General features: G+C 49.1%; 18 protein-coding genes. 15 read left to right on the plus strand and 3 right to left on the minus strand.

All coding sequences use genetic code 11. From position 1 onward, the window contains the following. Positions 1-103: 103 nt before the first annotated feature. Positions 104-979 carry a sugar phosphate isomerase/epimerase family protein gene (locus JNUCC31_RS15815; RefSeq protein WP_192272476.1) on the plus strand — a complete coding sequence of 292 codons (876 nt, stop codon included), beginning with the start codon at positions 104-106 and terminating at the stop codon, positions 977-979. Between the two features lie 12 nt (positions 980-991). Further along, positions 992-1,864, plus strand: a complete 873-nt coding sequence (locus JNUCC31_RS15820; protein WP_192272478.1) for a sugar phosphate isomerase/epimerase family protein — start codon at positions 992-994, stop codon at positions 1,862-1,864. A 62-nt stretch (positions 1,865-1,926) separates the two neighbouring features. Here JNUCC31_RS15820 and JNUCC31_RS15825 read toward each other — a convergent pair whose 3' ends face one another. After that, positions 1,927-2,145, minus strand: a complete 219-nt coding sequence (locus tag JNUCC31_RS15825; RefSeq protein ID WP_192272480.1) for a hypothetical protein — start codon at positions 2,143-2,145, stop codon at positions 1,927-1,929. Positions 2,146-2,323: 178 nt separating this feature from the next. Between JNUCC31_RS15825 and JNUCC31_RS15830 the strand changes: the two genes are divergently transcribed. Then, positions 2,324-2,551: a hypothetical protein gene (locus tag JNUCC31_RS15830; RefSeq protein WP_062326583.1), complete on the plus strand. Its 228-nt coding sequence runs from the start codon at positions 2,324-2,326 to the stop codon at positions 2,549-2,551. Positions 2,552-2,840: 289 nt separating this feature from the next. Continuing rightward, positions 2,841-3,269 carry a VOC family protein gene (locus JNUCC31_RS15835; RefSeq protein ID WP_192272482.1) on the plus strand — a complete coding sequence of 143 codons (429 nt, stop codon included), beginning with the start codon at positions 2,841-2,843 and terminating at the stop codon, positions 3,267-3,269. A 96-nt stretch (positions 3,270-3,365) separates the two neighbouring features. Here JNUCC31_RS15835 and JNUCC31_RS15840 read toward each other — a convergent pair whose 3' ends face one another. Then, the gene (locus tag JNUCC31_RS15840; protein ID WP_192272484.1) at positions 3,366-4,226 is read right to left on the minus strand and encodes a hypothetical protein; all 861 of its coding nucleotides are present in this window, start codon (positions 4,224-4,226) and stop codon (positions 3,366-3,368) included. Between the two features lie 257 nt (positions 4,227-4,483). On the opposite strand from JNUCC31_RS15840, the gene ytxJ reads away from it, so the two are divergent. From ytxJ to JNUCC31_RS15890, 10 genes are all read left to right on the plus strand, one after another. After that, entirely contained in the window at positions 4,484-5,023 is a 540-nt protein-coding gene (ytxJ, locus tag JNUCC31_RS15845) for a bacillithiol system redox-active protein YtxJ (RefSeq protein WP_192272486.1), read from the plus strand. A 112-nt stretch (positions 5,024-5,135) separates the two neighbouring features. Then, a complete protein-coding gene (locus tag JNUCC31_RS15850; protein WP_192272488.1) occupies positions 5,136-5,906 on the plus strand; it encodes a spr1630 family ClpXP-sensitive toxin in 771 nt (256 codons plus the stop codon). A gap of 20 nt (positions 5,907-5,926) precedes the next feature. Then, positions 5,927-7,123: a spr1629 family repressor/antitoxin gene (locus JNUCC31_RS15855; RefSeq protein WP_192272490.1), complete on the plus strand. Its 1,197-nt coding sequence runs from the start codon at positions 5,927-5,929 to the stop codon at positions 7,121-7,123. Between the two features lie 706 nt (positions 7,124-7,829). Next, complete coding sequence (locus JNUCC31_RS34120; RefSeq protein WP_363325773.1) at positions 7,830-7,892, plus strand: potassium-transporting ATPase subunit F; 63 nt, start codon at positions 7,830-7,832, stop codon at positions 7,890-7,892. A 63-nt stretch (positions 7,893-7,955) separates the two neighbouring features. Further along, positions 7,956-9,635 (plus strand): potassium-transporting ATPase subunit KdpA, encoded by a 1,680-nt coding sequence (gene kdpA / locus JNUCC31_RS15865; RefSeq protein WP_192272492.1) that lies wholly within the window; start codon positions 7,956-7,958, stop codon positions 9,633-9,635. 121 nt (positions 9,636-9,756) lie between these two features. Beyond that, the gene (kdpB, locus tag JNUCC31_RS15870; protein WP_416234441.1) at positions 9,757-11,847 is read left to right on the plus strand and encodes a potassium-transporting ATPase subunit KdpB; all 2,091 of its coding nucleotides are present in this window, start codon (positions 9,757-9,759) and stop codon (positions 11,845-11,847) included. Between the two features lie 36 nt (positions 11,848-11,883). Then, positions 11,884-12,444 carry a potassium-transporting ATPase subunit KdpC gene (gene kdpC, locus JNUCC31_RS15875; RefSeq protein WP_192272494.1) on the plus strand — a complete coding sequence of 187 codons (561 nt, stop codon included), beginning with the start codon at positions 11,884-11,886 and terminating at the stop codon, positions 12,442-12,444. A gap of 201 nt (positions 12,445-12,645) precedes the next feature. Then, positions 12,646-14,982: a histidine kinase gene (locus tag JNUCC31_RS15880; RefSeq protein WP_192272496.1), complete on the plus strand. Its 2,337-nt coding sequence runs from the start codon at positions 12,646-12,648 to the stop codon at positions 14,980-14,982. A gap of 8 nt (positions 14,983-14,990) precedes the next feature. Then, complete coding sequence (locus JNUCC31_RS15885; RefSeq protein WP_228469674.1) at positions 14,991-16,571, plus strand: ATP-binding protein; 1,581 nt, start codon at positions 14,991-14,993, stop codon at positions 16,569-16,571. A 1-nt stretch (position 16,572) separates the two neighbouring features. Continuing rightward, on the plus strand, positions 16,573-17,271 hold the full coding sequence (locus JNUCC31_RS15890; RefSeq protein WP_192272498.1) for a response regulator: 699 nt from the start codon (positions 16,573-16,575) through the stop codon (positions 17,269-17,271). 94 nt (positions 17,272-17,365) lie between these two features. Here the strand turns inward: JNUCC31_RS15890 and melA are convergent, their stop codons facing one another. Then, positions 17,366-18,667 (minus strand): alpha-glucosidase/alpha-galactosidase, encoded by a 1,302-nt coding sequence (gene melA / locus JNUCC31_RS15895; RefSeq protein WP_192272500.1) that lies wholly within the window; start codon positions 18,665-18,667, stop codon positions 17,366-17,368. Between the two features lie 194 nt (positions 18,668-18,861). Between melA and JNUCC31_RS15900 the strand changes: the two genes are divergently transcribed. Continuing rightward, the gene (locus tag JNUCC31_RS15900; protein WP_192272502.1) at positions 18,862-19,701 is read left to right on the plus strand and encodes an AraC family transcriptional regulator; all 840 of its coding nucleotides are present in this window, start codon (positions 18,862-18,864) and stop codon (positions 19,699-19,701) included. The last annotated feature ends 67 nt before the right edge of the window (positions 19,702-19,768 follow it).

A 19,768-nucleotide genomic window follows, 5' to 3' on the forward strand; every position in this document is an offset into this window, starting at 1 on the left:
GGAGTGACCGAGTAGGGGTCGAAAATTGTATAGAGGATTCCATTCATCATGAAAGCGCATCAGGAATAGGAAATCAAATACCGATTTAACGGGAGGGTATGGCATGAAATTAACAAACAAGATTGGTGTTATCGTGGATAGCTTCGGTGTAGGTGTACGTGAAGGGTTAAGAAAAGCGAAGGATGTAGGTGCAGAAGGCGTACAGATCTATGCAGTCCATGGAGAGATGGACCCTGCAAATCTCTCTCCGGCAGATCGCAAGGAGTTAAGAAGTTACATCGATTCTCTCGGTCTTGAAATTTCTGCCCTGGTTGGCGATTTGGGTGGTCACGGGTTTCAGGTCAAGGAAGATAACCCGTGGAAAGTAGAGAAGTCCAAGCGCATCGTGGATCTGGCTCTTGATCTGGGCACGAATATCGTTACAACACATATCGGAATTGTTCCGCACGATCCTTCCTCGGAAGTGTACGCCACGCTGCATGCTGCGTGTGAGGAGCTTGGTCAATACGCCAAAAGCGCAGGAGCATACTTCGCAATTGAGACGGGACCAGAAACGGCAGCAGATCTGAAAGGATTTCTGGATACCTTGTCAACCAATGGAGTTTCGGTGAATTTTGACCCGGCGAATATGGTGATGGTTACCGGAGATGACCCTGCACGGGGTGTTCATCTGCTCAAGGATTATATTGTGCATACCCATGTGAAAGATGGGGTGCGCCTAAAGGAAGTAGACCCCAGGGATGTATACGGTGCAGTAGGGTACGCGCCCATGGATCATGAGAAAATTGCCGAAATGGTCTCTTCTGGAACGTTCTTCCGAGAGGTGCCTCTGGGTGAGGGTAGCGTGGATTTTGACGGATACTTTGCAGCCCTTCGGGATATTGGCTATACGGGGTATCTGACGATTGAACGCGAGGTAGGCGACCAGCCAGAGCTGGACATTCGCAAAGCGGTTAAATTTATCCAACAATACCGATAGGGAGCTGAGCAGATGAAAGTGGGCCTGAGTACGTATAGCTTGTTGAACGATCTGAATTCGGGTGAGATGACGGTTCTGGATATCATCGACTGGATTGCTGCAAATGGTGGCGAGCATATGGAGATGGTTCCGTATGGCTACACCGTGGAAGACAATCCTGATCTGGCCGATGCCATTCGGGAGCGGGCTGCTTCTGCGGGTATTGAGCTGTCCAACTATTCGATGCCTGCGAATTTTGTGCAGGAGACGGAAGAAGCTTTTGAAGAAGAGATGGCTCGGGTCAAAAGACATGTCGATGTTGTACACCGAATGGGTGTAAAGCATATGCGTCATGACGTAACGGCGTTTACGTTGCCTAAGGAGAAAATGACCATTGCCTGGTTTGAGGAAAATTTGCCGCTGATGGTGAAGGGAAGTCAGATCATCGCTGATTATACTGCGCAGTTTGGCATTACAACAACCATTGAGAATCACGGCTTCAGTGTGCAGGCCAGCGACCGTGTGCAGCGCGTGCTTCATGCCGTGGATCGTCCCAACTTCAAAACGACACTCGATATTGGCAACTTTATGTGTGTGGACGAGAATCCGATTATCGGGGTCATGAAAAATCTGCCGTACGCTTCTCTGGTCCACTTCAAAGACTTTTATTTCCGCCCTTTTGACGAGCATCCCGGTGAAGGGGAATGGTTCACAACCGCTTACGGCAACTTCCTGCGTGGTGCCATTGTTGGGCAGGGGGATATTCCAATCCGCAAAATTGTGAAGCTGATCAAAGACTCCGGGTATGATGGTAACATTACAGTAGAGTTCGAAGGCATGGAGGAATGCAAATCAGCGTCCAAAATCGCCATGAGCAACCTGCGCCGATTCTGGGAAGAGGCGTAATAAGCATTAGCGACGGAATGGATCAAGGGCCACTTTTCGAAGTGGCTCTTAAGGTTGATCCCTCAGTCCGCGGCTGCCCATCGCCAAACCGATGAAGGCCAGAGAAGTGGCAAATAATGCCCCGGAGAGCACATCCATTCAGCAGTACCCATAGTACGGGCGAGTTCCCCTGCGAGTGTAGCAAAAAACAGACCCAATGTCATCGTTAACCAACTCATTCCAATAACAGCCATACCGCTGCTGCGTCGTTTCTGGGTTATATGTTCAGGTAACTTGCTCATGCTAATCCCCTCCTGCTGCCAGTATAAACCCTCCAGTTAACGTCAGGGTCAAGAAGGTAATATGACTAACAGAATATGGACTTATGCAAGGATTAAGTTACGAGCACCACAAGTATGGTATAATGGATATATTCAGCCTGGAAAATAACTGGCTATGGATGGGAGAGGTCGCTGATCTATGCAGGTATTCGAGGACTGGAATCAAAAAGTAAAGAAGACATTTAATGCGACGAATCCCGAGGTCGTATTGACGGTATCGGAAGCAGGGAGTTTGCTCGGTTTGACCAAAGACCAGATGAAACTGTACGTGGACAAGAACAAACTAACGAAGGTTCCGATCATGAGAAGTGTTCACCGATACCTCTTATTGAAAAGTGAAATAGATAGCATCGTCAATACACGATAACCTCATAGGATTGACCACAGCCATTTGACCGATAGGATTCGGGAGAGTGGTTTTTTTTTGAGAAAAAGGGGCGCGTTCTGATCTAAAATCTCTTGTGCCGGAACAAGAGGCGTGACCTGATTGCGAGCAGGATAGAAAAAGAATATTTTGGTAACCCTAATCATATAAACGGCCCGTAGAGAGGAGTGAAGAAATAAGCACTTGTCAAAGGGGATCCGGTTCGTATATACTCATGTCGCAAGTGGCATGAACGTATATAATTACATAAGCCCAAGGAGATGAAGCACGCATGTCGATCAGCTTGAATGTGTATCTTGTAACCAATGGAAACGGACGAGAAGCCGTCGATTTCTACAAAGACGTTTTCGATGCGAAAGTGCTTGCTATTCAGACCTTCGGCGAAGGCCCGTCGAGTCCTGATCACCCGATTCCGCCCGAAGCTACAGATTGGATTATGCACGCTTCTTTGCAGATTGGTGGTTCGGTGTTAATGTTGTCCGATACGTTACCTGGCATGCCTCATATTATCGGTAACCACATTAGCGTGACCGTCAATACGGATACTGCGGATGAGGCCAAACAGATTTTCAACAAGCTTGAAGCTGGCGGTGAAGTGGGCATGCCCATCCAGGAGACATTCTGGAGTCCAGCCTATGGCATGGTAACGGACAAGTTTGGTGTACAGTTTCAGATTAGCGCTACACCTGGACAAGCGTAGGACTGCTTTCCCTCGACCGTATCGCTTTACAATGAAAAAACCTCTACGATCTGCTTTAGGCAGTCGTGGAGGTTTTTTAAGTACCCTTTTGAGAGATTAATCTTCCTTTTGAATCTTGGAAGGATTGTTGATTTTATAGGGAACCGGGTTCTTGGTCAGCTTTTTCTTGATGATTTTGGCTTCAAAAGTCAGCACATCACCAACCTCAAGCTCCTTTTTCTTCATGGTGGCACTGTGGCTGGACCAGGCTTCGCCAATGTCAACGACATCAGGCTCCGTAATCGTAACGGCTTCGTATATGATGACCTCGTCGTCGTTGTCGGAAAAGTGGTTCGGCACAGTCGTAAATTCCTTCACAACTGCAGACATTTTCACTTTACCCTCCGGCAAATCAATCTTGGTCGACTTGGCCTTGGCTGCGGTTTTTGCCTTTGGTTTGGCTGTACTGGTTGTCCCGTTTGCGGGTCCAATATACTCTTCCACCAGACCGTCCGGGTCACCTTTTAGACCAGTTGAGTTATCGTCATCATCATCGTCCGTATCCAGATTCGAATGAATCTCATTCAAACCGGCTGGAATTTCCTCTGAATCAGAGCCAGCATACTGGCCGAGGATTTCCTCTGATTGGGGTGAAGCGACTGGTTCGTTAGGCTTGTCTGTTCCTGTTCCAGCTGCAATCGGATTTTTAATACTATAGCTGGACGCCTGCATTTCCTTTAGGTACGACGGATGAATACAGTGCTTTTGATCATTGTCCAGTTGAATGACTGCGGCCATATGATCGACAAAGCCAATGATGGTGCAAGGCACATTCAGCCCATTTCCTTTATAATAGAAGGTTTTGGCCTTAGTGGCTTTCTCCGAAAGCAGGCCCCACTCCTGACACTTTTCAATCAGCTCATCCTCGTTCTCCAAAGCGGTATAATACTGCGGTTCAATCATAAAAGCATATGCCATAACGAGTTTCCGCCTTTCCAATCTTTTTCTTCATATTCATCGTTGCCAAATTACATTCAGTGTATCACAAAAGTGTACCCATAGAAGAGTATAAAGCGCCTCCCCAGGCGCCTTATGTTATAATTTTACACAAGACACAACCCGTTGTTACACAGGCTGAGCCTGCGGTTATGCAAACAAACAAATAAATGTTCCTGTATTAAAGTGAGTGATTGAGTATACATATAAAAGTCTAATCTTCAGAGAGGACGATTTTCATGGACAAAAAAACAAATCCCCAAGCACTTTGGCTTGTCCTGGGTATCGCCATTGGAATAAGTATGGGTGTGGCTGCAAATCAGCTGGCTCTGGGGGTTGCCTTTGGTGCGGCACTGGGCGTTGTGGTTGGATCGGTCGTTAGCAAACGTGCAGGCTCGGGACTGGATGATATGCTGAGTGAGCATGTCAAGGAACTGCATAAGCAGGAGGAATGGGAAGAGGTGCTTGAGCGTTCGCAAGATCATCCGGTGCTGCTGCTGAAACACAGTACAACCTGTCCAACCAGTGCGAGAGCGTATAGGGAGTTTATGGCGTTTGTGGGTTCGAATGCATCAGATCCCGCACAGAAGATGGAATACCGGATTGTCAAAGTCATCGAAAGTCGCTCGCTGTCCCGCCGCATTGCGGAAGATACCGAGGTTCACCATGAATCGCCTCAAGTTCTGCTGCTGGACAGCGGACAGGTTATTCAACATTCGTCACACGGAAAAATTACCCGGAAGAGACTACTGCAATGGGCCCAGAATCCGTTTGGATGAAGGGTGCAGAAATTCGTTTCACTTTAAAAATAATAAAAAAAATCATATCCTTACATGCGAATATCGATTAAAATATAAATGGCCTTCATATTTCTGAATCGGAGTGATCCATATGGAACAATATAAGTTCAAGTCGGAACATAGTCAGATGATTGTGGATGCTATTGTTGAAGGATACCATGACTATATTGAGCACCGTAAAGATCGGAAAGATAAAATGAAGATTAGTTCAGCGTTTGCCTGGACTAAGGGCAACTTTATTGAGAGCAAAATCGCAGACTATTGCGGTGAACAAGGATTCACTCACAAAAAATCCAAAGCAGGTTTAACGTGGGACTATCTTCAGTTCACACACGAAGATTCAAAAGTTCTGTTTCTGATTAGGAATGCCGCCTATTTTAATGTAAATAGTTTCTCCAGAGCTACGATACCTACGGGTGGTGACAACAAGGGTGCTTTCCGTACGTATCTACATGATCTCTCCAAGATTAATAAAGATTTGAAATTCTCTTTGACCCAGCCAGTTAATGCTGGACAAGATAAGCTGGAGAGAGTCGAACAACTGTCCTTTCCCATTTCAGAGAGTCAGGTTAGTCGTGTGAAAGAAGAACTTGAACACTTTGCATCTACGTATAATGAATTTCATATACTCACTTATGCTATTGATGATGCATATCAAATTTCGAAGGTTCAGCATTATTTGCCCAATCCGCATGATAATATTGCTTATTTTATAGAAGACTTGTCGGATCTGATATCAGGTGCTGAGCTAAATGAGAGTGACCGTGAGGTACTTGCACCAGAGATGGAAGATATCGTTGATCCGGCAGCATATGATATTGAAATTTTGGAAGAAGAACAGTGGGGAAAATTCCCCGGGTAGTTCAGTAAGGAGGGAGCAGCATGTTCGTTGGTGAAAATTTGACCAATTTGCGGATCATGCATGGGTATTCGAGAAAGCAGCTCTCCGAACAATTAGGTGTGACAGAACAAGCAGTCTGGCAATATGAAAATGCGTATACCTCACCCAAAGTGCCAATCGTGAATGAGTTGAAACGCATCTTCAGTGTAAAAAGCAAGTATTTTTATACAAAGGATATGCTTGCAGAGCATAATAACTTTGCCAATATCAATGTTATGAACATTGCCTATCGTTCGAAGGTGTTGAATGTAATCTCCAAGACACAGACAGAAGCAAAGCACGTAGAGTATTTGGATACGTTCATCAATTATATTACTGCTCAGATTAGCATTCCTACGCTGAACATTATCAAGCTTCGGGAAGAGGTTATTGAGTATATACATCATTCAGACGATGATCGTTCTACTCAAATTCATTATGTTGCACATCTTGCGCGGCAACGGCTTAATCTGGAGCCATCTACGAATGAGAACCTCATGTTTTGGATCGAAAAAAGCGGTGTATTTGTGTTTGAGAAAGCGATCGGTGAAGAAATTGATGCGTACAGCCTTTGGACGCGAAACGATCGCCCGTTTATCATACTTGGCAACATAAAACGCTCAGCGGTTCGCAGAAACTTTGATATTGCGCACGAACTTGGCCATTTGCTGCTTCATTATCGTCTTGAGTTCTCCAATCTGGACCGAAAAGAACACAAATTGATTGAGAATGAAGCCAATTTGTTTGCGGGTGCCTTTTTATTGCCTAAGGAAGAATTCTCATTGGACATGAATGGCATCACTCACAAGACGAATCCCGATCAATATCTTGACTTGAAAAAGAAATGGAAGACCTCACTTCAAGTACTGGGATACAGGGCAGCGCATCTAGGAGTAATGGAAACAAAGGATCATCGTAATTTCTATGCGGCGATGCACCGAAGAGGATATTTGGAAAGGGAACCCTTCGATCATACCATTCCGCTGCAAAAACCGATGCGAATCAAAACCATCATTGACTTGCTCTCCAAGAAAGGTCTTGTGGATATTCGTTATATGATTGAGGAGGATTGGAAAGTGGAGACTTCCTTCTTTCATCATATGACTGGAATAAGCACAGACTTTTTTAACAAGTATATGACGAACAAGCGAGAAACTAACACTCAAAATGTTAGGAAAATGCCCACACGCAGCTCTTGAAATGGAGTAGAGCTTGTCTTCAAATCGACTGAAAGCCGAAGTGGACCTGGGAACATGTCCGGAGCAGAGCAAGGAGCGAGCTAACAAATCTGAGGCGTCTTATTCAAGGGTTTGAAGCGCCCGCAGAAATCTAAGGAGCCTGAGACATGCTATATCAGAATAAACAGCCGTTTGAAGCGTTTTTGTCAGGGGATTTCGGGAAATAACGTGTCTGATGTTCCTTACTTTATAAAAAGAGGGCTCGAAGGCGAAATAAGACGTCCTGTGTTCCTTAGAAAATTGTCTACTCATTCGCCAGCATCAGCATACTTGAACTTTAAGACTTTTTAGAAGCTGACCTCCATCATGGTAGAGCTTGATTGAATTTGAAGACAGACCGTAGTAGGTAATGATTGCTTAGTATAAAAATGCACATAGACTTGTTCCCTTCAGCTCATCGCTGAGGGGAGCGGGTCTTTTTTTTACGTTTTTTTTACACCCTGACGGGTCTTTCTTTACCCCCTTTTTACAGCGTTTCGTATTACGATTTCATATGTAGAAGGTTGCAAGAACGGTAGACAGAGGGGGGAGAGCATTGGTGAATGATGCCACGATAATCGGGCTCGTTGTACTGTTGTTTGTGGTGTTCTGGGGATTTGTGAAATTTTGCGAGAAGGCTTGAATGCATAGGGCATGAAAGGGGAGGAGTCATATGAACTTCATTGGGATGATTGTGCTCGCGCTGGTAATCTACCTCGGTTATGTGCTGGTGAGGCCGGAGAAATTCTGATGGTCGCATATTGCACCAATCCAAAGGCACTCGGATCGTCGATTTTAGGGAGGACATACGGATATGAGTAGCGGTTTATTACAGGTGGCGGTGACGCTGCTGATCATCATACTGCTGGTGAAGCCAGTAGGGAGTTACTTGGTGAAGGTGTTTGACGGCAAGAGAACAGGTCTGGATCGGGTATTTGGTGGGCCTGAGCGATTGCTGTATCGATTGATGGGGGTCAAGGAAAACGAGTCGATGGGTTGGAAAAAGTACCTGTCCGCTGTTCTCATCTCAAACTTCGTTATGCTGTTATTGATGTTTCTGGTGCTGCGGCTGCAACAATATTTGCCGCTCAACCCGGATGGCATTAGCAATATGCCTGCGGCCCAAGCCTTTAATACAGCTGCATCGTTCATGACCAACACGAACTGGCAGTCTTACACGGGCGAGAACGCCCTGTCGTATCTATCACAGATGCTGGCAGTGACGTTTCCGATGTTCACCTCAGCCGCGACCGGCTTCGCGGTTGCTATTGCCTTCATTCGCGGCCTGGTGGGCCGACGGGATGAACTGGGGAACTTTTACGTCGACGTGGTACGGTCAATTACGAGAATCTTTTTGCCGCTGAGCTTCATTGTAGCGTTGTTCCTCGTATTCCAGGGCGTGCCCCAGACATTGGCGGGAGCGGTGAACGCAACCACGCTGGACGGAGCGCAGCAAACGATTAGCCGCGGGCTGGTCGCTTCACTGGAATCGATCAAGCACTTGGGTACCAATGGTGGAGGTTGGTTCGGAACCAATGCCGCACATCCGTTTGAGAACCCTACGGCGCTGTCGAACCTGGTTCATATCGTCTGCATGATGCTGCTGCCTACTGCACTGGTTTATGCCTTCGGCATTATGGTGAACAACCGGAAGCAGGGCTGGACGCTATTTGCGGCTATGAGTTTACTTTTCCTCGTGATGCTGACCACGGTATTTGTTTCGGAATATCGCGGTGTGCCAGCGCTGGATGCAGTGGGAATCCAAGGCAATATGGAAGGTAAGGAAGTCAGGTTTGGGTTGTCCGAATCTGCGCTTTTCACAGCGGTGACCACAGCAGCCACAACCGGGTCAGTGAACAATATGCATGAATCCCTCACCCCGCTTGGTGGCATGGTCGCACTGGCCGAGATGATGCTCAACAACGTATTCGGCGGTAAAGGGGTAGGTCTACTCAACGGATTGCTCTATGTGATTCTGGCCGTGTTTATCTGTGGGCTGATGGTTGGGCGAACCCCTGAATTTCTGGGCAAAAAAATTGAGGGCAAGGAAGTGAAGCTCGCGTCCATCGCGCTGCTTGTTCATCCTTTGATTATTCTGGCTCCGACCGCGCTGGCGCTTATGCGTCCTGAATCTGTCGCTTCCATTTCGAATTCAGGCACGCATGGTCTGACCGAGGTGTTATACGCCTTTGCATCCGGAGCTGCCAATAATGGATCGGCGTTTGCCGGATTGAATGCTAACACAGATTTTTACAACATCGCCATTGGTGTGGTGATGCTGCTCGGAAGATACATTTCCATGATCGCGATGCTCGCCATTGCCGGATCACTGGCCACCAAACGGATGGTTCCCGTAACAACGGGTACATTGCGTACGCACACATCTCTTTTTGCAGGCATTCTGGTGATGATGATTGTGGTAGTTGGGGCGTTGACGTTTTTCCCCTCACTGGCGCTTGGACCGATTGCAGAACATTTGGCGATGATCCGGTGATGGATGGTACGGTAATCGGATATGGGAATAGGATCAAGGATGTAAAGTGCGGAGGTGGACTGTCACAATGAATGCTGTAGAACGAAAGAGGGAGCAGACGGTGGAAGGATTAGACAGAGGCATGATCAGAACTCAGGGAAAAGGAACGAGAGGTATGGGTACGGACCCCGGAACACCCAAAAGAACCAAAACATTAAGTCGTGACATTCTGCTCCAAGCATCTCTGGATGCCTTCAAGAAGTTGAACCCGATCATCATGATCAAAAATCCCGTGATGTTTATCGTCGAAGTCGGCACACTCATCACCTTGTTGTTATGTATCAATCCAGATCTGTTTGTTGCATCCGAGGCGGGGCGGGGGTACAACATCACAGTGTTTCTCATCCTGTTGTTCACATTGCTGTTTGCCAACTTTGCTGAAGCACTGGCAGAGGGGCGGGGCAAAGCTCAGGCTGACACATTACGCAAGACGAAATCGGACACAACGGCGAATCTGGTACAGAAAGACGGAACCATCAAGCAAGTGTCTTCGACCCAGTTGAAAAAAGGAGATATCGTCCGTGTAGAAGCAGGCGAACTGATTCCCACGGACGGTGAGATTATTGAAGGGCTGGCCTCTATCGACGAGTCTGCCATTACCGGGGAATCGGCTCCTGTAATCAAGGAGGCGGGCGGTGACTTTTCCTCCGTTACGGGAGGCACACGGGTTACTTCCGACTATATCGTGATGCGTGTGCAGACCGACCCGGGGGAGTCGTTCCTCGACCGAATGATCTCACTCGTTGAAGGTGCACAGCGCCAGAAAACGCCGAATGAAATTGCGCTGACAACACTGCTCGCCGTGTTGACGCTAATATTCCTGATCGTCATCATGACCATGGTGCCCATGGCGAACTATTTGGGAATCCGGCTTGATCTGGCTACACTTATCGCCTTGCTTGTCTGTCTGATTCCGACAACGATCGGCGGTCTGTTATCTGCGATTGGTATTGCGGGTATGGACCGGGTAACGCAGTTCAACGTACTCGCCATGTCGGGTAAAGCGGTGGAAGCGGCAGGCGATATTGACACGCTCATCCTGGACAAAACCGGAACAATTACGTACGGCAACCGCATGGCCTCGGAGTTTATTCCCGTTCAGGGCGTATCTGCTCAGGAGATGACCCGGGCTGCGCTGCAAGCTTCCGTAGTCGATGAGACACCAGAGGGGCGCTCGGTCGTTGAATTGGCTGGCAAGCAGGGCGAGAACTGGGCGCAGACAGAATATGCAGATGCAGAACATGTGAACTTCACCGCAGAGACCCGCATGTCGGGCCTGAATCTAAGCGGTGGGAAGCAGATTCGCAAAGGTGCGGTGGATGCGATCAAACGCCATATTTCCTCCCGTGGCGGGCGGATACCGGGCGATTTGGACGATATAGCCAACCGAATTGCGAAGGCTGGGGGTACACCGCTTGCTGTTGCGATTGATGACCAGATTTATGGCGTGATCTATCTGAAAGATACGGTAAAGCCGGGACTGAAAGAGAAATTCGCAGAGATGCGTTCCATGGGCATCAAGACGATCATGTGTACAGGGGATAATCCCTTGACGGCGGCGACCATTGCGCTGGAAGCGGGCGTGGATGATTTTATTGCCGAAGCCAAACCGGAAGACAAAATTACCGCGATCAAAAAAGAGCAGCAGGAGGGCAAGCTCGTCGCCATGACCGGCGACGGCACCAACGATGCTCCTGCTCTGGCGCAGGCCGATGTGGGCCTGGCGATGAATTCGGGCACCATGGCGGCCAAGGAAGCGGCCAACATGATCGATCTGGACTCTGACCCGACCAAGTTGTTGTCGGTGGTCTCCATTGGCAAGCAGCTGCTCATTACCCGCGGAGCACTGACAACTTTTTCGATATCCAATGATATAGCCAAGTATTTCGCCATTATTCCGGCCATGTTTATTCTTGCTATGCCGCAGCTCCAGGCACTGAATATTATGAATCTCGCTTCACCGCAGTCCGCGATTCTGTCAGCGTTGATCTTTAATGCCATTATTATCCCTTTGCTCATCCCAATTGCCATGAGGGGGGTGAAGTATCGGGCCATGTCCGCGGCGCGGCTGCTTGGACGGAATGTGTTCATTTATGGTGTGGGCGGTGTAATCGTACCTTTTATCGGGATTAAGCTGATTGATCTGGTGCTGTCGGGACTTCATCTGGTGTGATGGTTTAACTAATAACGAAATCAGGATGTGATTCATATGAAACAGGTACTGCCCGCCATTCGGCTGTCTGTCGTGCTTATGCTGATTTGCGGTATTGTCTACCCGCTGGTTACAACCGGAGCGGCGCAGCTGCTCTTCCCGAATCAGGCTAACGGCAGTCTGATTACAGCCAACGGAAAAACCATCGGTTCGTCGCTGCTGGCGCAGGAAGTAAAGTCGCCGGGGCTGTTCCAGCCCCGGGTTTCGAACGCCAACTATGATGGAACCGCATCGGCAGGTTCCAATCGTGCCGTCGCCTCGGAGGCGTATATTGTTGAAATGAAGGAAAAGGTGGCTCAATTCAAGAAAGAGAATCCGGGATTGCAGCAAATTCCTGCTGATCTTGTGACGGGTTCTGGTTCCGGTCTTGATCCCGACCTTTCGCCCGAAGCGGCAAAAGCACAGATTCCGCGGATTAGCCAGGCAACGGGCCTTGGGGAGCAAGAGCTTGTCAAGATCGTGGAGGAACATACACAAGGGCGATCGTTGGGCCTATTCGGTGAGCCACATGTGAATGTGACTGCTCTGAATTTGGCGGTGACGGCTGAACTGAAATAACAGGCATCCTGTCCGGGTGGGGTTGATGTGTCTTGGATACAGGCTAAAGGGGGTGTTGTTTTTCCCCGATCTACCATTATACATGTTTGCATTGCACAGAAGATGCAGTACCTTTGCAGGATTCGTATCAGGCCTTCTTCCGAGCTTCGGGAGGGGCTTTCTCCATGTGAAGTTAAAGGTATGCTAGGGGGAGTGAACAGGATGGAAGACTTCAAGCGGAAGTCCCCGGAAGACATCTTGAAGATGATCACGAAGCTGCAGCAGGGCACCTTGAAGATTTATATCGGTCCGGTCAGTGGTTCGGGCAAAACGTATCATATGCTCAGGGAAGGAAACACCTTGCGCCAGCAGGGGATCGATGTGGTCATCTGCGCTGTGTCGACCATGCGAAGACCGGAGACCGTAGAGCAGCTCGGCGAGTTGGAGCGGATTCCAAGCATTCATTGGTCTCACTTGAAGGATGGTATGGAGATGAAGGATCTGAATCTGGATGCCCTGCTGGCACGTAATCCGGAGGTTGTGCTCGTTGACGGACTTGCTCATCGAAACCGGAAAGGGGCTCGTCATGCAACCCGGCTGGAAGACATTCAGTATTTGCTCAGGCACAACATCAGCGTCATCACAACAGTGAATGTATATGAGCTGGAGGGATATACGGAGCTTGCACGCAAGCTTACGGGAATTGCAGCAGAGCATACCGTGCCTGCCGATACCCTTGAATTGGCCGATGAGGTGAAGCTGATCGATGTGACCCCGGAAACGGTTTTAAGCCGCCTCGCGGAGGGGCATCTTCGGGGATATGAGGGTGAAGCAGTGTTTCGGCATGGCAATTTGGGCATTTTGCGCGAACTGGCTCTCCGGCTTGTGGCCGAAGGGGTTAACGAATCGCTGCGTGAGCACCGGGAAGAGATGGGGATTACGGTTACGACAGGCATCATGGAACGCATTTTGGTGTCCACCCAATATCACTGGAACGGGTCCATCTATATTCGGCGGGGACAGCAGATTGCGAAGAGATTAAACGGGAATCTGCATGCCATAACCTTTCGCAATATGAAGCAGCCGCTAACCAAGGAAGCTACCGTTTTTCGTCGCAATATGATCAAACTGGTGGAGAAATTCGGGGGGCAGTTTGAGGAATTGCCTGTGTTGCACCGCCGTAACATTCCAACCACACTTGCACGATATGCAGTCCAGCATCAGATTACCCGCATCGTTATGGGGCATTCACGGCATAGTCGCTGGCAGGAGCTGTGGCGGGGATCATTCGTTAATTCCTTGCTGCGAAGCGTGCGGGGCGTGGATCTGTTTCTGCTGGCGGATCGGGCACAGCATGAGGGCGAGCGGGTGCTTCCGACCCGATTGACGGATACAGAGACTCCAACCTATCGCAGGTTAAGCGAGCAGGAAATGAAGGCACAGATTGGTCAGATTCGGCGTGGCAAGTTCAAGGTATACATCGGCGCTGCGCCAGGTGTGGGAAAAACCTATATGATGCTCCGGGAAGGCAATGATCTGCTTCGCAAGGGCATCGACGTACGGATTGGTCTGCTGGAGACACATAATCGGACGGAGACGGTGGAGCAGATCGGCCAATTATCCATTATTCCACGGGATCAGCGGGTATACCAGGGGGTACAGCTTGAGGAAATGGACACTGAAGCAATTCTTCGTCTATGTCCTGAAGTCGTATTGGTGGATGAGCTTGCGCATACGAATGTTCCAGGAAGCACGCAGCAAAAACGGTATGAAGATGTGCAAATCCTGTTGGATGCAGGCATCTCTGTCATCACCACCGTGAATGTACAGCATCTGGAAAGTCTGAACGATGCGGTGGAGCATATTACGGGAATCAGGGTCAGAGAGACGGTGCCAGATCAGGTTTTGCAGATGGCAGATGAGGTCCAGCTTATCGACGTGGCCCCCCAAGCCTTGCGACAACGCATGAGGGAGGGTAAAATCTATGCAGCAGCCAAGGTGGAACAGGCGCTCGGTCATTTCTTTCGCATTGGCAACCTGATTGCCTTACGGGAACTAGCCCTGCGCGAATTGGCCGATGATGTGGATGAACGCCTGGAATCACAGGACCACAAAAGTGCACTTCGTGGTCCCTGGCGCAGACAGGAAGCGGTCTTTGTCTGCGTAAGCAGTGATGGACATGCGGAACGGCTGATCCGCCGCGGATTCCGCACAGCCTATCGGTTAAAGGCGGTTTGGCATGTGCACCATGTTCATGTAGGCATGGTCATGAATGACGAAGTGAAAAGCCAGTTGGAGGAGCTGGAACAGCTGACCGTTCGACTGGGCGGCAAATTTCATATTCATCACAGCCAGAGGCTGAGAGATGTGCCAGGTATTTTGGCGGGAAAAGCTTCTGAAGAAAAAGCAACGCAGTTGGTGGTTGGTCAAGCGAAACGGGTCTGGTGGCTGAACGGCTATCGTGGAAAGGGAACGGTGGTCAGCAGGCTGGTGCGGTTATCCAGACATATGGACGTATTGATTGTTGCGGACTACGATTATGATCTGAGCGGGATGTGAGATGAGCTGTGTCTGAACGGAATAAAGGGGAAGATGTCTGGCTGAAGCTAAACCGTATTCCCAAATATATATGGGTAACCCTTGGCATCACATTGCTAACCATTCTGCTCCATGCGATAGGTATTAGCGAAGACCTGGTTAACGTGGGGCTAATTTATCTTTTTCCGGTATTGATCAGCGCGGTATACTGGGGAATGGGTCCGGCCATATATGCAGCAAGCCTTAGCGTTGTTGCCTTTGATTTCTTTTTTGTTCCGCCGTATCTTAGTTTTACGGTTGAAGATTTAAGATATATTTTCTCTTTTGTTGTGTATTTGGCGGTGGCGGTGTTAACGGCGAGTCTGGCAGGGCGTCTGCGGCAGCAGTTGGAGGTCGTGAAGCAGCGCGAGGCTACGACGAATTCGCTGTATGCTTTAAGTCGTCAGATGACGGCTGTTACAGATTTGCATACCCTGCTTGGCAACATTGCGAGACAAGTGTCAATGACGCTTGGGGCTTCGGCGGCATTATATCTGCCAAATGTTCAAGGAGAACTCCAGGTTACTTCCTCTTCGAAGGATTCGGATTCAACAGCCTGGGGGGGAGGAGAAGCCGAAGTTGCTATTGCCAGATGGGTATATAAACATGGCGAAATCGCCGGACGCGGGTCATCGAGCCTGCGGGAATCGGCGGGTCTGTATGTGCCGCTGCGTACAGAGGATCAGATTCATGGGGTGCTCGCCGTGAATCTGGAATCCAGCGATCTTCAGGAGCAGCGGGAAGAGCTGCGTTTGCTGGAAGCGTGTGGCGGGCTGGCAGCGAGCGCCATTGCCCGTGTCAAGCTGGCTGAAGAAGCGAGACTTGCTCAGGTGACGGCTGAATCGGAACGAATTCGCACCGCTTTGTTGGACTCGGTGTCCCATGAGCTGCGCACACCCCTTACAGCTATCATTGGTTCAGCGACAGGCCTGTTGGAGAATGACTCTCTTTTTACCCCGGAGGATCGAAAAGAACTGACAGGCAATATTCGAGATGGAGCTCTGCGTATGAACAGGCTTGTAACCAATTTGCTGGGCATGGTGAAGCTGGAGAGCGGCATGTTGCAGTTGCGTAGAAAATGGTGCGATGTAGGGGATATGATCGGCATTGTGTTAACCCAGGTTCAGCAATTTATTCAGCACCGCCATATTCGGGTGGAATTGCCCGATCAGCCACCGTTTGTATCTGGGGATGAGGTTTTGCTGGAGCAGGTTCTGGTCAATGTGATCAGCAATGCCATTAAGTATTCACCAGAAGACAGTGAAATCGTCATTATGGTGAAGGTGGATGAGCCGCATGGACGAATGACCATTGCGGTGGCTGATTCGGGTGTAGGGATTCCGGAAGAAGACCGCGAACGGGTATTTGAGAAATTTTATCGATCCGAATCGTCAAGGCATGTGACAGGTACGGGACTCGGGCTTGCCATCTGTAGGGGAATCGTCGAAGTTCACGGAGGTACGATTACCGCAGAACCGAATCCAGGTGGCGGGACACGGGTATGCATCTGTTTGCCCACAGAGGAACCCGAAGCATCATTCCCGTATGTGGGACAAGGAGAGGAAGAATGACATGACGTCACCGCAAGGCGCGCGCATATTGGTTGTGGATGATGAACCACAAATCCGCAAACTGCTGAAAGTTACGCTTCAGGCGCACCAATTTGAGATTTACGAATGTGCAGACGGCGAAGAAGCGGTCGTCCAGGCGAGCATTGTGCATCCAGATCTGATTGTGCTTGATCTGGGTTTGCCCGGCATGTCCGGAATGGATGTTCTTCAGAGAATCCGGGAATGGTCGCATGTACCGGTCATTGTGCTGACTGCAAAGGATCGCGAAGAGGATAAAATCGCTGTACTCGACGGCGGGGCAGATGATTATGTCACCAAACCGTTTGGCATGGGAGAACTGGTGGCCCGTATCCGGGTTGCCCTTCGTCATGTAGCTAAGACAACGGATGAGCCTGTTTTGCGCTTTGGTCCGCTTACCATTGATCTGGCCCAGAGACAGGTCGATTTGGATGGATCACCCGTGAAATTAACGCCAACCGAGTATGAAATGCTGAAGGTACTCGCAACCCATGCAGGCAAAATTATTACCCAACGCCAGCTGCTGCAACAAGTGTGGGGAGGGCATCATCATGAATCGGATAGCCATTATTTGCGGGTATATGTGGGCCATCTGCGCAAAAAGTTGCAGGAAGATCCCACGCGTCCACGTTTTATTCAGACCGAGCCGGGAATCGGCTATCGCTTTCTGCTTCAGGATTAGATTGGAAAATAACACAACATGAAGCCCAAAAAAGCGCCAGATTCTCCTGATCAGAGGAAACCGGCGCTTTTAAGTATGAACAATTATGAACTGCCTATGACGTATACTTCGGCAGCCAGTCCCCATGAGCTTCAATCAGTTCATCACACATCGCCACGATATCATCGATGGACAGCTCAGCAGCTGTGTGCGGGTCAAGCATCGCTGCATGATAGATGTGCTCTCTTTTGCCCGTAATTGCTGCTTCAATGGTCAACAGTTGGGTGTTAATATTCGTACGGTTCAATGCCGCAAGTTGTGGAGGCAGGTCCCCGATATACGTCGGGCTGATGCCTGACCCGTCAACAAGACAAGGTACCTCTACACAGGCTTCACGAGGCAGGTTGGTGATCAGTCCGTTATTCATGACATTGCCGCCGATTTTGTAAGGGCGATCCGTCTCCATGGCCTCCATAATATGCGAAGCGTATTCCCGGCTGCGCGTATGTTCAATATTTTCGCTGGATAACAGCTTCTCACGCATTTCTTTCCAGCCTTCAATCTGGTTCACGCAGCGGCGCGGATACTCATCCAGCGGAATGTTGAAGCGTTCGATCAGCTCGGGGTAGTTTCGTTTGATAAAATAAGGATGGTACTCGGCATTATGCTCAGAGGACTCGGTAACATAGTATCCAAAGCGCTGCATCAGCTCATAACGTACCATGTCGCCATGCTGCTCCTTCTGCTTTTCCTTCGCCAGTCGTTTAATCTCCGGATACAGATCCTGACCATCCCGAGTTACTTCCAGCAGCCAGGCCATATGGTTGATACCCGCAACCTTCGCGACCACACCCGTCTGATCCATCCCCAGTGCATCAAACAGATGCGGCACACACACCTGTACACTGTGACACAGACCTACGGTTTTGATTCCGCCATGCACGTTCATGACATTGGTCAGTACCGCCATTGGGTTGGTATAGTTCAGGAACCACGCATCAGGGCACACTTCCTGCATATCCCGTGCAAAATCAAGCATTACCGGAATCGTCCGCAAGTTACGGAAAATCCCACCAATCCCGAGCGTATCGGCAATCGTCTGACGCAATCCATATTTCTTCGGAATTTCAAAATCGGTAATGGTACATGGATCATAACCGCCTACTTGAATAGCATTGATTACATATTTGGCTCCGCGAAGTGCTTCCTTGCGATCGGTATAGGCTTTGATGGCACAACCGCTTCCGAGCGAACGGGCCATACTGGTAAGCAAACGCTCTGAGTCGTTTAGACGCTCGGCATCAATATCGAACAACGCCAGCTCAAAATCCTGAAGTGCTTCGGTCATCATGACGTCACCCAATACATTTTTGACAAAAACGGTGCTTCCCGCACCGAGGAACGTAATTTTGTTCATCTCAAGTTCAGCCTCCCTGAATAAATGGTGTACCTCCAATATAGGTGGATCGGGCCAATATAACTATGGCTCAACCTCTCTGAAACATGGCATAATCCCATTTATGGATTCGCTTACAGCTAATAATTCATCTATTTACCTGTTATAATTTTAATGGAGAGATTGTTCGTTGTGTTGAACAGAGGGAGCGTGAAATGTTGAAACTAATCGAAACAAATGTGGTTCCGATGGATTTGAAGCAGATGGAATTGGTACTGTTATTTTTCGGTTGGCAGGCATGTGATCCGTCGCATTATTGGGGGCCGGGTGTTCGGGATGCCTATATTGTTCATTACATTCATGAAGGACAGGGCACTGTGTTTATGGCCGATCAGCATTACGAGCTTACACAGGGCCAGGGCTTTGTGATTCTTCCGGACACGCTTATTCATTATGAAGCCGATGCGAAGGAACCATGGACATATTCCTGGTTCGGGTTCAAAGGTGTTCATGCCAAGGCGTTCATGCAGCGGGCTCACATCAGTCCGGGACATCCTGTATTTGATGCCAGAGATTCGGACACATTCGACCGTTTGTATACCGAGATGGTTCAATCATCCAAACACAATGGAGGAGATGTGTTCAACCAGAGCTTGCTGTACCGATTGATCGCGGAGCTGATTGCATCTTCTCCTGCGGGAGAGCAGGTACAACGGCCTCTGTCGACCAAAGAGGAATACATCAGGCAGGCGGTTCAATTTATAGAGAACAGGTATAGTCAGAGGACTTCTATCCTTGATATTGCCCGAGCTGTAGGTCTGGATCGTACCTATCTGTCAGGACTTTTCAAGGAGAGGTACGGCAAGTCTTTACAGGCTTTCTTTCTTGAGTACCGGATGAATCGTGCAGCTGAACTGCTGCAGCATTCGGCCCTATCGATCAGCGAAGTGGCCCACTCTGTGGGATACACAGATCCGTTACTGTTTTCCAAGATGTTTAAGCGAGTGACGGGTGTGTCCCCGAAAGGATCGAGAAGTATCGAACAGGGAGGATAGCCGTCAATGTTGTTTGGAACGTTTACATGGGAGAGAAAAAAAATACAACGTGGCAGAGGGGCTATTT

Origin of the sequence: Paenibacillus sp. JNUCC-31 (assembly GCF_014844075.1) — a bacterium.
GTDB lineage: Bacteria > Bacillota > Bacilli > Paenibacillales > Paenibacillaceae > Paenibacillus.

What these genes read in the sequence shown, in the direction of transcription:
- melA (WP_192272500.1), bottom strand. Translation starts at nt 18,667, where the DNA reads ATGAACAAAATTACGTTCCTCGGTGCGGGAAGCACCGTTTTTGTCAAA.
- ytxJ (WP_192272486.1), top strand. Translation starts at nt 4,484, where the DNA reads ATGGACAAAAAAACAAATCCCCAAGCACTTTGGCTTGTCCTGGGTATC.
- JNUCC31_RS15855 (WP_192272490.1), top strand. Translation starts at nt 5,927, where the DNA reads ATGTTCGTTGGTGAAAATTTGACCAATTTGCGGATCATGCATGGGTAT.
- JNUCC31_RS15830 (WP_062326583.1), top strand. Translation starts at nt 2,324, where the DNA reads ATGCAGGTATTCGAGGACTGGAATCAAAAAGTAAAGAAGACATTTAAT.
- JNUCC31_RS15880 (WP_192272496.1), top strand. Translation starts at nt 12,646, where the DNA reads ATGGAAGACTTCAAGCGGAAGTCCCCGGAAGACATCTTGAAGATGATC.
- JNUCC31_RS15815 (WP_192272476.1), top strand. Translation starts at nt 104, where the DNA reads ATGAAATTAACAAACAAGATTGGTGTTATCGTGGATAGCTTCGGTGTA.
- kdpA (WP_192272492.1), top strand. Translation starts at nt 7,956, where the DNA reads ATGAGTAGCGGTTTATTACAGGTGGCGGTGACGCTGCTGATCATCATA.
- kdpC (WP_192272494.1), top strand. Translation starts at nt 11,884, where the DNA reads ATGAAACAGGTACTGCCCGCCATTCGGCTGTCTGTCGTGCTTATGCTG.
- JNUCC31_RS15840 (WP_192272484.1), bottom strand. Translation starts at nt 4,226, where the DNA reads ATGGCATATGCTTTTATGATTGAACCGCAGTATTATACCGCTTTGGAG.
- JNUCC31_RS15850 (WP_192272488.1), top strand. Translation starts at nt 5,136, where the DNA reads ATGGAACAATATAAGTTCAAGTCGGAACATAGTCAGATGATTGTGGAT.
- JNUCC31_RS15825 (WP_192272480.1), bottom strand. Translation starts at nt 2,145, where the DNA reads ATGAGCAAGTTACCTGAACATATAACCCAGAAACGACGCAGCAGCGGT.
- JNUCC31_RS15890 (WP_192272498.1), top strand. Translation starts at nt 16,573, where the DNA reads ATGACGTCACCGCAAGGCGCGCGCATATTGGTTGTGGATGATGAACCA.
- kdpB (WP_416234441.1), top strand. Translation starts at nt 9,757, where the DNA reads ATGATCAGAACTCAGGGAAAAGGAACGAGAGGTATGGGTACGGACCCC.
- JNUCC31_RS15900 (WP_192272502.1), top strand. Translation starts at nt 18,862, where the DNA reads ATGTTGAAACTAATCGAAACAAATGTGGTTCCGATGGATTTGAAGCAG.
- JNUCC31_RS15835 (WP_192272482.1), top strand. Translation starts at nt 2,841, where the DNA reads ATGTCGATCAGCTTGAATGTGTATCTTGTAACCAATGGAAACGGACGA.
- JNUCC31_RS15820 (WP_192272478.1), top strand. Translation starts at nt 992, where the DNA reads ATGAAAGTGGGCCTGAGTACGTATAGCTTGTTGAACGATCTGAATTCG.